At 66.9% G+C, this 13,212-nt stretch carries 8 protein-coding genes and 2 rRNA genes; 5 read left to right on the top strand and 5 right to left on the bottom strand.

Translation table 11 applies throughout. The features are described from left to right. Positions 1 to 41: 41 nt before the first annotated feature. The 3 genes from mtrB to mtnA are packed head-to-tail and all read right to left on the bottom strand — an operon-like array spanning position 42 to position 3,907. A complete protein-coding gene (gene mtrB / locus OG408_RS15290; protein WP_285563782.1) occupies positions 42 to 2,066 on the bottom strand; it encodes an MtrAB system histidine kinase MtrB in 2,025 nt (674 codons plus the stop codon). Between the two features lies 1 nt (position 2,067). Beyond that, positions 2,068 to 2,757 (bottom strand): two-component system response regulator MtrA, encoded by a 690-nt coding sequence (mtrA, locus tag OG408_RS15295; RefSeq protein WP_005316841.1) that lies wholly within the window; start codon positions 2,755 to 2,757, stop codon positions 2,068 to 2,070. Positions 2,758 to 2,761: 4 nt separating this feature from the next. Then, entirely contained in the window at positions 2,762 to 3,907 is a 1,146-nt protein-coding gene (gene mtnA, locus OG408_RS15300) for an S-methyl-5-thioribose-1-phosphate isomerase (protein ID WP_326670335.1), read from the bottom strand. A 140-nt stretch (positions 3,908 to 4,047) separates the two neighbouring features. Between mtnA and OG408_RS15305 the strand changes: the two genes are divergently transcribed. The 5 genes from OG408_RS15305 to OG408_RS15325 are packed head-to-tail and all read left to right on the top strand — an operon-like array spanning position 4,048 to position 9,517. After that, the gene (locus OG408_RS15305) at positions 4,048 to 5,247 is read left to right on the top strand and encodes a glycerophosphoryl diester phosphodiesterase membrane domain-containing protein (protein WP_326670337.1); all 1,200 of its coding nucleotides are present in this window, start codon (positions 4,048 to 4,050) and stop codon (positions 5,245 to 5,247) included. A gap of 4 nt (positions 5,248 to 5,251) precedes the next feature. After that, entirely contained in the window at positions 5,252 to 5,941 is a 690-nt protein-coding gene (locus OG408_RS15310) for a DUF4129 domain-containing protein (protein WP_266779498.1), read from the top strand. After that, on the top strand, positions 5,938 to 7,197 hold the full coding sequence (locus OG408_RS15315; protein WP_326670340.1) for a DUF4350 domain-containing protein: 1,260 nt from the start codon (positions 5,938 to 5,940) through the stop codon (positions 7,195 to 7,197). The genes OG408_RS15310 and OG408_RS15315 overlap by 4 nt, the downstream gene beginning before the upstream one ends. After that, positions 7,194 to 8,195, top strand: a complete 1,002-nt coding sequence (locus OG408_RS15320) for an AAA family ATPase (RefSeq protein WP_266779502.1) — start codon at positions 7,194 to 7,196, stop codon at positions 8,193 to 8,195. Before OG408_RS15315 ends, OG408_RS15320 begins: the two co-directional genes overlap by 4 nt. Before the next feature lie 11 nt (positions 8,196 to 8,206). Then, positions 8,207 to 9,517, top strand: coding sequence for a DUF58 domain-containing protein (locus OG408_RS15325; RefSeq protein ID WP_326674544.1), 1,311 nt, complete (start codon positions 8,207 to 8,209; stop codon positions 9,515 to 9,517). A gap of 113 nt (positions 9,518 to 9,630) precedes the next feature. On the opposite strand, the gene rrf is transcribed toward OG408_RS15325, so the two are convergent. Both rrf and OG408_RS15335 read right to left on the bottom strand, forming a co-directional pair. Beyond that, positions 9,631 to 9,747 (bottom strand): 5S ribosomal RNA (gene rrf / locus OG408_RS15330). A 79-nt stretch (positions 9,748 to 9,826) separates the two neighbouring features. Beyond that, positions 9,827 to 12,951 (bottom strand): 23S ribosomal RNA (locus OG408_RS15335). Between the last annotated feature and the right edge of the window lie 261 nt (positions 12,952 to 13,212).

Genomic DNA, 13,212 nt, shown 5'->3' on the forward strand with positions numbered 1-13,212 from the left:
CGGTGGCCCCCACCGCACGTCCACGGCCGCCCTGACGACGGTCAGTGCCCACGAGTCGTGTCCTCCCGCCCCGGATCCTGCCCCGGAGAGTCGTTGTGACCGGCCCGCCGCTCCTCGGCGGGACGCGGCACCACACGTGCACCGTTGCCCGGCAGAGCTGCCGGATGCACCGAGGCCGGTGCGGTCCGGGCCGGCACGGGGTCGCGGGACGGTACGGGCAGGGGTGCCCGGTCCGCGCCTGCCGGCTGGGCGGGCACCGCGACCCGCCGGTTTCCGCCGGCCGGCGCGGGCGCGGCCGCTTCGCGGTCCCGGTTCTCCCGGTTGCGCCGCGAGTCCTCGGGCTCCAGCGGTATCGGCGAGCCGCGCAGCGGTTCGTCCGCCGTACGCGGCAGCGTCAGCCGGAACTGCGAACCCCCACCGGGCTCGCCCCAGGCCTGCAGCCAGCCGCCGTGCAGCCGTGCGTCCTCGACGGCGATGGACAGCCCCAGTCCGGTGCCGCCCGTCGTACGGGCGCGGGCCGGGTCGGCCCGCCAGAAGCGGTTGAACACCCGGGTCGCCTCGCCGGGCTTCAGCCCCACGCCGTAGTCCCGGACCGCCACGGCCACCGCTCCGCCGGCCACGCCCATCCGCACCACGACATCGCGTCCCTCGCCGTGCTCGACGGCGTTGACGACCAGATTGCGCAGGACCCGCTCGACCCGCCGCGCGTCGGCCTCCGCGATCACCGGCTGCTCGTCGCCGACCACCCGGATCCGGGTGCCCTTGCGTTCGGCCAGCGGCTCGGCGCCGCCGATCACGCGCCGCACGACCTGCCTGAGGTCTATCGGCTCCGCCTCCAGCGCCGCGGCGCCCGCGTCGAACCGGCTGATCTCCAGCAGATCGGAGAGCAGCGACTCGAACCGGTCGAGCTGGTCCCCCAGCAGTTCCGCGGAGCGTGCCGTGACCGGGTCGAAGTCGACCCGTGCCTCATGGATGACGTCGGCGGCCATCCGCACGGTCGTCAGCGGGGTCCGCAGCTCGTGCGAGACGTCCGAGACGAAGCGCCGTTGCATCCGGGAGAGCTCCTCCAGCTGCTGGATCTTCAGCTGGAGGCTCTGCGCCATTTTGTTGAAGGCTTCACCGAGGCGGGCGATGTCGTCCTCGCCGGTGACCTTCATCCGTTCCTGGAGCCGGCCCGCCGAGAGCCGTTCGGCGATCCCCGCCGCCATGCGTACGGGTGTGACGACCTGCCGCACCACGAACCAGGCGATGGCCCCGAGCAGGACGACCACGAACAGACCGGCGGTCGCCAGCGTGCCCTTGACGAGCGTCAGGGACTTCTCCTCCTGCGTCAGCGGGAAGACGTAGTACAGCTGGTACGGATTGCGGTCGATGTCGTAGAGCCGCTTGCCCACGACGAGGCCGGGCTGCGACTCCTGCCCGTTCGCGTACTTGATCTGCGAATAGGTCTGGAACGCTCCCGGGCCTTTGTTCACCGAATCGCGAAGCTTCTGCGGAATGCTCGCGGCCTCGACGCTGCCCGAGCCACGTGGCGCACGCGAGCCCTCGTCGGCGCTGAGCGCCACCACGTTGAAGGCGTTCTTCCCGCCGCTGGCGAGCTGGTCGACGAGCTCGGTCCGCCAGGAGTTGTTGCCCGTCGTCCCGTCCGCGGCGTCATTGCCCTGCCCACCGGGGGTGAGCGGCGCGTTCGCCTTCTCCTGGGCGGCCGCGAACCCGCCTGCGGCCTGAGTCTGGGCGGCCTTGCCCTTCGCGTCCAGCAGGCCGTTGCGCACCTGTCCGATCACGACGAGGCCGAGCAGCAGCACCACACCGAGCGACATCAGCAGCGTGCCGGCGACGACCCGCAGCTGGAGGTTGCGCCGCCACAGCCGAACGGCCGGGAGCAGCGGACGCCGCACCCAGCGCATCAGCAGCCGCGGCACCGGCCCGCCGGGCGCCCGGTCCTGGAACAACCGGCCGCCCTGCAGAAAGCGCCCGACCGGAGATGACGTGTGCCCTGAACCGGCAGCCCGCTCCGTACGGACTCCCGGCTCCCCGGGCTTCGGAGCAGTGCTACCCAGGGACATGTCAGCTCGGTCCGGCCTTGTAACCGACACCTCGGACGGTCACCACGATCTCCGGCCGCTCCGGGTCCTTCTCGACCTTGGAGCGGAGCCGCTGCACGTGGACGTTCACCAGACGCGTGTCAGCGGCGTGACGGTATCCCCAGACCTGCTCGAGGAGTACCTCACGAGTGAAGACCTGCCACGGCTTGCGGGCGAGCGCGACCAGCAGGTCGAACTCCAGCGGGGTCAGGGCGATGGACTGCCCGTCCCGCTTCACCGAGTGCCCGGCCACGTCTATGACCAGGTCACCGATGGTGAGCTGTTCCGGTGCCGGTTCCTCGGACCTGCGCAAACGTGCCCTGATCCGGGCAACCAACTCCTTAGGTTTGAACGGCTTGACGATGTAGTCGTCGGCCCCGGACTCCAGGCCCACCACCACGTCAACCGTGTCGCTCTTGGCAGTGAGCATGACGATCGGCACGCCGGACTCGGCCCTGATCAGCCTGCAGACCTCGATGCCGTCCCTACCGGGCAGCATGAGATCCAGCAGGACCAGGTCCGGCTTTGCCTCACGAAATGCAGCAAGTGCCTTGTCGCCGTCCGCTACGAACGACGGCTCGAACCCCTCACCACGCAGCACAATCCCGAGCATCTCGGCCAGTGCGGTGTCGTCGTCGACGACAAGGACGCGTCCCTTCATAAACGACATCATCCCATTAGCTAATCGTTACCTGCGATGATCTGGCACACAGCTCTGCCAGTCCGACTCCCGTGACCGGGGAGATTACGCCCTCCTCCGTCACGATCGCCGTGACCAGCTCCGGCGGTGTGATGTCGAAGGCGGGGTTGTACGCCGGGGTTCCCACCGGAGCCACGGGCACGGCGCCCGCTTCCCGCCCGTCGGCCCCCCATTGCGGCGATGTGAGCTCCGTCACTTCCCGCCCGGGGCGCTGCTCCACCGTGATGGACGCACCGTCCGCGGTGTGCAGATCCACGGTCGTGACCGGCGCCACCACGATGAACGGTACGTGGTGATACTTCGCGAGCACCGCCAGCGGATAGCTCCCCACCTTGTTCGCCACCGATCCGTCCGCGGCGATCCGGTCCGCCCCGATGAGCACCGCGTCCACCTCGCCCGCGGCGAACAGGGACCCGGCGGCATTGTCGGTGAGCAGGCTGTACGGCATGCCGTTGCGCGCCGCCTCGTACGCGGTCAGCCGGGCCCCCTGCAGCAGCGGGCGGGTCTCGTCCACCCACAGCCGCCGGAGCCGGCCCGCCCGGTGTGCCGCGAGCGCCACCGCGAAGGCCGTGCCCTCGCCACCGGAGACGAGGGCCCCGGTATTGCAGTGGGTCAGCAGCCGGTGACCACCGCCGGGCAGCAGCTCGTCCAGCAGGGCGAGCCCGAACCGCGCCATGTGCCCGCTGGCCACCGCGTCCTCCCGGTGCAGCGCCCGGGCCTCGTCCAGCGCCACCGCAGCGGCCTGCTCCGGAGCGGCCCCCTTGTCGACGGCCGCCCAGTACGCCCCGGCGGCACGCCGGACGCCGTAGCCGAGGTTCACGGCGGTGGGCCGCGCCTGCTCCAGCAGTCCTGCGGCCTCTGCCACGTCGTAGCCCCGCACGGCGGCCAGTGCCACCCCGTAGGCCCCGGCGATACCCAGCAGCGGCGCCCCTCGCACCGCCAGTGTCCGGATCGCCTCCACCAGCGCGGGAACATCCGTACACACCAGCTCGGCCTCCTCCGCGGGCAGCCGTGTCTGGTCCAGAAGCACCAGCACGGGGCCTTCCGGAGGCTCGTCCCAGCGGAGTACGGGAAGCGCGGCGGGCTCGCTGCCCACCGGCGATTGCGCGTCCTGATCAGCCATCCGTCCAGTCTGCCCCGTAACCCGCCCGCACATGAAGGAACGAACGAGATACAGCGCCAGGCCCGGACGGGTGCCACGCGTGGCACGATGGCTGCCAACCTGACGCCCCGGTGAGCGGACAGGACCGTGAAGGAGCGAGAATGAACGACACTCCGGGCTGGGCCTCGCCCGGATCTGCCCCCTCCGACGGCCAGGAGGCGGGCGTTCCCCGTCCCTCCGAGCCGGTCGACGGCAGCGGACCTGCGGGAAACTGGTCTTCCACGCAGCCGCCCGCAGGGCAGTGGTCCCCGCCGAGCCATACCGGAACCGGCCCCGGCACACCGCCTCCCCACCCGGGCTGGGGCGTTCCGCCGCAGGGTCCGGGCTGGGGCCGGCCGCCGGCGGCCAAGCCCGGCGTCATCCCCCTCCGGCCGCTGGGCGTCGGCGAGATCCTGGACGGTGCCGTCTCCACCATGCGCGCGCACTGGCGCACGGTTCTCGGCATCACCCTCGCCGTCTCCGTGGTCGCCCAGACCGCCATCCTGCTCGTGCAGGAGTACCTGCTGCCCGAGCCGCCCTCGCTCGACCGGAACGCGACCGGCTCGGAGGCGCTCCGGCAGGCCACCGACTCGCTCCGCTCCAGCCTGCTCAACAGCGCCCCGCCGCTGCTCATCTCGATGCTCGCCACGATCTTCACCACGGCGGTGCTGACCGTGGTGATCAGCCGCTCGGTGCTGGGCCGTCCCGTGACGCTCTCCGACGCCTGGGCCGAGGCACGGCCCCGGCTGCTCCCGCTGCTGGGCCTGACCCTCCTGCTGGCCGTGATGGCCGGAGTCATCATGACCGCGGGAATCCTCCCGGGCTTTCTGATCGGTGACACCGCGGGTGTCGGTCTCGCCTTCCTCGGACTGCTCGCCGCAGGCGGCGTGTTCCTCTGGCTGATGGTCCGCTTCTGCCTCGCCTCCCCGGCCCTGATGCTGGAACGGCAGTCGATCACCGCATCCCTGAAGCGCTCGGCCAAACTGGTCCGCGGCGCCTGGTGGCGGACGTTCGGCATCCTCGCGCTCACCTGGCTGCTGACGATCATCGTGATGGTGGTGATCGGCATCCCGTTCGGCCTCATCGCGGTGGCCGTGGACGACGGCAGCCTGAGCTCCTTCCTCACCGACGGCGCCACCAGCTTCGGCTGGCCGTTCCTGATCGTCTCCGCCGTCGGCGACGTGGTCATCGCGACGATCACCTATCCGCTCTCCGCCGGAGTCATGGCCCTGCTCTACGTGGACCAGCGCATCCGGCGCGAAGCACTCGACCTCGACCTCGCCCGGGCAGCCGGTCTGCCGGGCTACGACAACAGGAGCTGACACCGTGTCGGGGGCGGGCGGCACCACACCAGCACGACTGCTGATCCGGGCCAGCGGCGACATACCCGTGGACACCCCACGGGTACCCGCCCGCGAGGCGGCACGCCATGAGCTGTCCAAGCCGATGTACCACGAGAACGATCCGAACCCGTTCCAGCGCGCCCTGGACCATGTGTGGACCTGGATAGGCGATCTCCTCTCCTCCGCCTCCGGTGCCGCCCCGGGCGGACCCGCCGGGCTGATCGTGCTCGTACTGATCGTCATCGCACTCATCGCCGCGCTCCTGTGGCGCCTGGGCACCCCGCAACGTGGCCCGCGAACAGCGGACGCCCTCTTCGAGAACGGTCCCCGCAGCGCGCCGGAGCACCGGGCCGCCGCCGAGGCCCACGCCGCGGCCGGCCGCTGGAACCAGGCGGTCCAGGAGCGGATGCGTGCCATCGTCCGGTCCCTGGAGGAACGCACCCTGCTCGACCCCCGCCCCGGACGCACGGCCGACGAGGCCGCCGTGGAAGCAGGCCGCACACTGCCCGCACACGCCGCACGGCTCCGGGCGGCGGCCCGGGAGTTCGACGACGTCACATACGGCGGCCGCTCCGCCGGCCAACAGGCATACCTGACCGTGCGCGCCCTGGACCTCGACCTGGAGTCCGCCACCCCGGAACTGACCGGCGCACTCCGAGGAGCCGCCGAATGACCACGGTCGGCCCCCCTCCCACCCCCATCTCCCCCTCCACCTCTGCCTCCCTCACCCCGCACCAGGTCTGGACCCGCACCCGCGGGCTGCTGCTCGCCGTCCTCGTGCTCGTCGCCGCCGGCATCGCGCTCGCGGCCACCCGGTCCGGAGAGCAGCACGGCCGGCTCGACCCCCGCTCCGCAGACCGCTACGGCAGCCGGGCCGTCGCCGAACTCCTCAAGGACCAAGGGGTCTCCGTCCAGGTCGTCACCACGTTGCATGCCGCCGCGTCCGCGGCAGGCCCCGACTCCACGCTGCTCGTCGCCGGCCCCAATCTGCTGACGCCGTCCCAGCAGAGCGTGCTTCGCACCACGACCACCGGCCGAGGCGGCCGGACGGTGCTCCTCGCCGCGGGGCCGCCCTCGGTGGGCAGACTGGCTCCCGGCGTCCGCGCGAAATCCTCCGTCCCGGTCTCCGCACGCTCCCCGCAGTGTTCCGACACGGCCGCCCGCCGGGCCGGTGACGCCGAGACGGGCGGCTTCCGCTACACGTCGGACGGCTCCGCCTCGGACGGCCTCGACACCCTCGCCTGTTACCCGGCCGACGGCCTGCCGTCGGTGCTCTTCCTGAAGCACCCCGCATCGGGTGACACCGTCCTGCTCGGATCTCCCGATCTGCTCTACAACGACCGCCTGGACAACGAGGGCAACGCCTCCTTGGCCCTTCAACTCCTCGGCTCCCGACCGCATCTCGTCTGGTACCTCCCCTCACTCAGTGATCCCTCCGCCGCGGACAGCAGCGGAGGCCAGGACAACGGCACGGACGGCGACAGCGCGGAAGGCGAAAGCGGCTTCCTCGACCTGATCCCGTCCGGCTGGCTCTGGGGCACCCTGCAACTCGCTCTCGCCGCAGTACTGGCCGCCATCTGGCGGGCACGACGCCTGGGCCCCGTGGTCACTGAACGGCTCCCCGTGGCCATCCGCGCCTCGGAATCCACCGAAGGCCGCGCCCGCCTCCAGCGCAAGGCGAACGCCCGCGACCGGGCCGCTGCCTCACTGCGTCATGCCACCCGCGCCCGCATCGCCCCCCTCGTCGGGGTCTCTCCGCGCGACGCCCACTCCCCCGAGACGCTCCTCCCCGCTGTGTCCGTACGGCTCAGCCCGGCCGACGGCGACCCGCGCGAGTCGCTCTTCGGCCCGCCCCCCTCCGACGACGCCGCACTCGTCCAACTGGCAGCCCAACTCGACACCCTCGAAAGAGAGGTCCGTACCTCATGAGCGCCCCGCCCCCTATCCCTGCCGGGACAACCGGGACCGTCAGCAGCGACGACACGGCCCGTGCCTCCCTGGAAGCGTTGCGCTCCGAGATCGCCAAAGCCGTGGTCGGCCAGGACCCGGCGGTCACCGGACTGGTTGTCGCCCTGCTCTGCCGAGGCCACGTCCTGCTCGAAGGAGTCCCCGGTGTGGCCAAGACCCTCTTGGTGAGGGCCCTCGCGGCATCACTCGAACTCGACACCAAACGCGTCCAGTTCACCCCCGACCTGATGCCCAGCGACGTCACCGGGTCACTCATCTACGACGCACGCACCGCCGAGTTCTCCTTCCAGCCAGGACCGGTCTTCACCAACCTGCTGCTCGCTGACGAGATCAACCGGACCCCTCCCAAGACGCAGTCCTCCCTTCTGGAGGCAATGGAGGAACGCCAGGTCACGGTCGACGGAACGCCTCGTCCCCTGCCTGACCCCTTCCTCGTCGCCGCCACGCAGAATCCGGTCGAGTACGAGGGCACGTATCCCCTGCCCGAAGCCCAACTGGACCGATTCCTGCTCAAGCTGACGGTCCCGCTGCCTTCTCGCGAGGACGAGATCAGCGTCCTGACCCGTCACGCCGATGGCTTCAATCCCCGCGATTTGCAGGCGGCGGGGATACGCCCGGTCGCAGGCCCGGCCGACCTGGCAGCCGCACGCACCGCCGTCGCCAAGACCACGGTCTCTCCGGAGATCGCCGGCTATGTCGTCGATATCTGTCGTGCCACGCGTGAATCCCCCTCGTTGTCTCTCGGAGTCTCCCCCCGAGGTGCCACTGCTCTGCTCTCCACGGCGCGCGCCTGGGCCTGGCTGACCGGCCGCGACTACGTAACCCCTGACGACGTGAAAGCCCTGGCCCTTCCCACGCTCCGGCACCGCATTCAGCTGCGGCCCGAGGCGGAGATGGAAGGAGTCACCCCCGACTCCGTCATCACCGCTGTTCTCGCCCACGTCCCCGTACCCCGTTGAGGCGGTGAATGGTGGCTCTCACCGGACGCACCGCCCTGCTCGCCGCTCTGGGGTCACTCCCTGTAGGCATCCTGGCCCCGAGCTGGACGGGCATGCTCGCGGTCAATGCCCCGCTCTCTCTAGCAATTCTGTGCGACTACGCCCTGGCAGCACCAGTACGTACGCTTCGGTTCACCCGATCTGGCGATACAAGCGTTCGACTCGGTGACAGCGCGGAAGTGCAACTCACCGTAGTCAATCCTTCCCGCCGCCTCCTGCGGGCACACCTCCGCGACGCCTGGCCTCCCAGCAGTTGGCTGCCGGGTGCGGATGCGACCGCGTCCCGCCACAAACTGCAAATCCCTCCGGGCGAGCGTCGCCGTGTCACCACGCTGCTGCGACCGACCCGCCGCGGGGACCGCCAGGCCGAACGGATCACCCTCCGCTCCTACGGACCGCTGGGTCTCGCCTCGCGCCAGGGGACCCATCGCGTTCCGTGGACGGTACGTGTCCTCCCGCCGTTCACCAGCCGCAAGCACCTTCCGTCCCGCCTGGCCCGACTGCGCGAACTCGACGGGCGAACGAGCGTCCTCACCCGGGGTGAGGGCACTGAATTCGACAGCCTGCGCGCCTACGTCCCCGGCGACGACACCCGCTCGATCGACTGGCGGGCCACTGCCCGTCAGTCCGCTGTCGCGGTACGGACCTGGCGCCCCGAACGCGACCGTCATGTCCTCATCGTTCTCGATACCGGCCGCACGTCGGCGGGGCGGGTCGGTGACATCCCGCGCCTCGATGCATCGATGGACGCGACGCTGCTCCTCACGGCTCTCGCCACCCGCGCGGGGGACCGTGTGGACTTGCTCGCCTACGACCGGCGGGTACGCGCCCAGGTGCGGGGCCGGGCAGCCGGCGAGGTGCTTTCCGCCATGGTCGATGCCCTGGCGCCGCTGGAGCCGGAACTCGTGGAGACCGACGCGCGGGGTCTCAGCGTCGCCGCTCTGACGAACGCCCCGCGGCGCTCCTTGATCGTGCTGCTGACCGGTCTGGACGCCGCCCCCGTGGAGGAGGGCCTGTTGCCCGTCCTGCCTCGTCTCACCCAGCGCCATACCGTGCTGGTGGCGTCGGTGAGGGACCCGCACATCGAGGAAATGGCCGGCGCGAGAGGCACAGTGGACGCGATCTACGAAGCCGCTGCCGGGGCCGAGGCTCAGGAGCGACGGCGACGGACGGCGGACCAGCTCCAGCGTCACGGTGTGGTGGTCGTCGATGCCACACCGGACAGCCTGGCACCGGCTCTCGCCGATGCCTACCTGGCTCTCAAGGCGGCGGGCCGGCTGTAGCAGCCGTCCCGGACCCGCAATGGTCCGGGACGGGGTCCGTTCCGGAAATATGGCCCGTAAACGCGGAAAAGCCCCGTGCCACAAGGGCACGGGGCTCAACCATTCTAAAAGGAGTTCGGCGGCGTCCTACTCTCCCACAGGGTCCCCCCTGCAGTACCATCGGCGCTGAAAGGCTTAGCTTCCGGGTTCGGAATGTAACCGGGCGTTTCCCTAACGCAATGACCACCGAAACACTATGAAATTAACCAACACCGGAACAAAACACGGCCGTTCGTTATTTCAGAACTAACACAGTGGACGCGAGCAACTGAGGACAAGCCCTCGGCCTATTAGTACCAGTCAGCTCCACCCGTTACCGGGCTTCCACATCTGGCCTATCAACCCAGTCGTCTACTGGGAGCCTTAACCAATCAAGTTGGTGGGAATACTCATCTCGAAGCAGGCTTCCCGCTTAGATGCTTTCAGCGGTTATCCTTTCCGAACGTAGCCAACCAGCCATGCCCTTGGCAGGACAACTGGCACACCAGAGGTTCGTCCGTCCCGGTCCTCTCGTACTAGGGACAGCCCTTCTCAATATTCCTACGCGCACAGCGGATAGGGACCGAACTGTCTCACGACGTTCTAAACCCAGCTCGCGTACCGCTTTAATGGGCGAACAGCCCAACCCTTGGGACCGACTCCAGCCCCAGGATGCGACGAGCCGACATCGAGGTGCCAAACCATCCCGTCGATATGGACTCTTGGGGAAGATCAGCCTGTTATCCCCGGGGTACCTTTTATCCGTTGAGCGACAGCGCTTCCACAAGCCACTGCCGGATCACTAGTCCCGACTTTCGTCCCTGCTCGACCCGTCGGTCTCACAGTCAAGCTCCCTTGTGCACTTACACTCAACACCTGATTGCCAACCAGGCTGAGGGAACCTTTGGGCGCCTCCGTTACTCTTTAGGAGGCAACCGCCCCAGTTAAACTACCCATCAGACACTGTCCCTGATCCGGATCACGGACCCAGGTTAGACATCCAGCACGACCAGAGTGGTATTTCAACGACGACTCCACAACCACTGGCGTGGCCGCTTCAAAGTCTCCCACCTATCCTACACAAGCCGAACCGAACACCAATATCAAACTATAGTAAAGGTCCCGGGGTCTTTCCGTCCTGCTGCGCGAAACGAGCATCTTTACTCGTAGTGCAATTTCACCGGGCCTATGGTTGAGACAGTCGAGAAGTCGTTACGCCATTCGTGCAGGTCGGAACTTACCCGACAAGGAATTTCGCTACCTTAGGATGGTTATAGTTACCACCGCCGTTTACTGGCGCTTAAGTTCTCAGCTTCGCCGACCCGAAAGTCAGCTAACCGGTCCCCTTAACGTTCCAGCACCGGGCAGGCGTCAGTCCGTATACATCGCCTTACGGCTTCGCACGGACCTGTGTTTTTAGTAAACAGTCGCTTCTCGCTGGTCTCTGCGGCCACCCCCAGCTCAGGAAGCAAGTTCCCTCACCAGTGATGGCCCCCCTTCTCCCGAAGTTACGGGGGCATTTTGCCGAGTTCCTTAACCATAGTTCACCCGAACGCCTCGGTATTCTCTACCTGACTACCTGAGTCGGTTTAGGGTACGGGCCGCCATGAAACTCGCTAGAGGCTTTTCTCGACAGCATAGGATCATCCACTTCACCACAATCGGCTCGGCATCAGGTCTCAGCCTTAATGTGTGACGGATTTACCTACCACACGGCCTACACCCTTACCCCGGGACTACCACCGCCCGGGCTGGACTACCTTCCTGCGTCACCCCATCGCTTACCTAGTACAAGTCTGGTTCGTCGGCTCCACCACTACCCTCAACTCCGAAGAGATCGGGCCGGCTTCACGGACTTAGCATCGCCTGATTCAGTATTGGGCGTTTCAAAGCGGGTACCGGAATATCAACCGGTTGTCCATCGACTACGCCTGTCGGCCTCGCCTTAGGTCCCGACTTACCCTGGGCAGATCAGCTTGACCCAGGAACCCTTAGTCAATCGGCGCACACGTTTCTCACGTGTGTATCGCTACTCATGCCTGCATTCTCACTCGTGAACCGTCCACAACTCGCTTCCGCGGCTGCTTCACCCGGCACACGACGCTCCCCTACCCATCCCAGCAGGCGTTGGCCCTTAATGCTGGAATGACACGACTTCGGCGGTACGCTTGAGCCCCGCTACATTGTCGGCGCGGAATCACTTGACCAGTGAGCTATTACGCACTCTTTCAAGGGTGGCTGCTTCTAAGCCAACCTCCTGGTTGTCTCTGCGACTCCACATCCTTTCCCACTTAGCGTACGCTTAGGGGCCTTAGTCGATGCTCTGGGCTGTTTCCCTCTCGACCATGGAGCTTATCCCCCACAGTCTCACTGCCGTGCTCTCACTTACCGGCATTCGGAGTTTGGCTAAGGTCAGTAACCCGGTAGGGCCCATCGCCTATCCAGTGCTCTACCTCCGGCAAGAAACACACGACGCTGCACCTAAATGCATTTCGGGGAGAACCAGCTATCACGGAGTTTGATTGGCCTTTCACCCCTAACCACAGGTCATCCCCCAGGTTTTCAACCCTGGTGGGTTCGGTCCTCCACGAAGTCTTACCTCCGCTTCAACCTGCCCATGGCTAGATCACTCCGCTTCGGGTCTTGAGCGCGCTACTAAATCGCCCTATTCGGACTCGCTTTCGCTACGGCTTCCCCACACGGGTTAACCTCGCAACACACCGCAAACTCGCAGGCTCATTCTTCAAAAGGCACGCAGTCACGACGCACCGAGTAAACTCGATGCGCGACGCTCCCACGGCTTGTAGGCACACGGTTTCAGGTACTATTTCACTCCGCTCCCGCGGTACTTTTCACCATTCCCTCACGGTACTATCCGCTATCGGTCACCAGGGAATATTTAGGCTTAACGGGTGGTCCCGCCAGATTCACACGGGATTTCTCGGGCCCCGTGCTACTTGGGTGTCTCTTAAACGAGCCGTTAATGTTTCAGCTACGGGGGTCTTACCCTCTACGCCGGACCTTTCGCATGTCCTTCGCCTACATCAACGGTTTCTGACTCGTCTCACAGCCGGCAGACTATGAAAAAGAGATCCCACAACCCCGCATGCGCAACCCCTGCCGGGTATCACACGCATACGGTTTGGCCTGATCCAGTTTCGCTCGCCACTACTCCCGGAATCACGGTTGTTTTCTCTTCCTGAGGGTACTGAGATGTTTCACTTCCCCTCGTTCCCTCCACACTGCCTATGTGTTCAGCAGCGGGTGACAGCCCATGACGACTGCCGGGTTTCCCCATTCGGACACCCCCGGATCAAAGCTTGGTTGACAGCTCCCCGGGGCCTATCGTGGCCTCCCACGTCCTTCATCGGTTCCTGGTGCCAAGGCATCCACCGTGCGCCCTTAAAAACTTGGCCACAGATGCTCGCGTCCACTGTGCAGTTCTCAAACAACGACCAGCCACCCATCACCCCACCCTTACAGGCGAGTTCACTGGGGCCGGCAACCGAAGGACGACCATTACGGCCGTACCTTCAGATACCCAACAGCGTGCCCGACACAGTCAACCCGTCTTCATGTTCCACGCCGAAGCAGTACTTACGAAAACCAGCCAACCGTGCCGAATAGTCAACGTTCCACCCATGAGCTAACCACCGTCGAACATTTGTCGACGTAGT

Source organism: Streptomyces sp. NBC_01257 (assembly GCF_035917255.1).
Classification (GTDB): domain Bacteria; phylum Actinomycetota; class Actinomycetes; order Streptomycetales; family Streptomycetaceae; genus Streptomyces.

Bases quoted from the DNA above. Each gene is read 5' to 3' on its own strand.
- mtrB (WP_285563782.1), bottom strand. From the start codon at position 2,066: ATGTCCCTGGGTAGCACTGCTCCGAAGCCCGGGGAGCCGGGAGTCCGT.
- mtrA (WP_005316841.1), bottom strand. From the start codon at position 2,757: ATGATGTCGTTTATGAAGGGACGCGTCCTTGTCGTCGACGACGACACC.
- mtnA (WP_326670335.1), bottom strand. From the start codon at position 3,907: ATGGCTGATCAGGACGCGCAATCGCCGGTGGGCAGCGAGCCCGCCGCG.
- OG408_RS15305 (WP_326670337.1), top strand. From the start codon at position 4,048: ATGAACGACACTCCGGGCTGGGCCTCGCCCGGATCTGCCCCCTCCGAC.
- OG408_RS15315 (WP_326670340.1), top strand. From the start codon at position 5,938: ATGACCACGGTCGGCCCCCCTCCCACCCCCATCTCCCCCTCCACCTCT.
- OG408_RS15320 (WP_266779502.1), top strand. From the start codon at position 7,194: ATGAGCGCCCCGCCCCCTATCCCTGCCGGGACAACCGGGACCGTCAGC.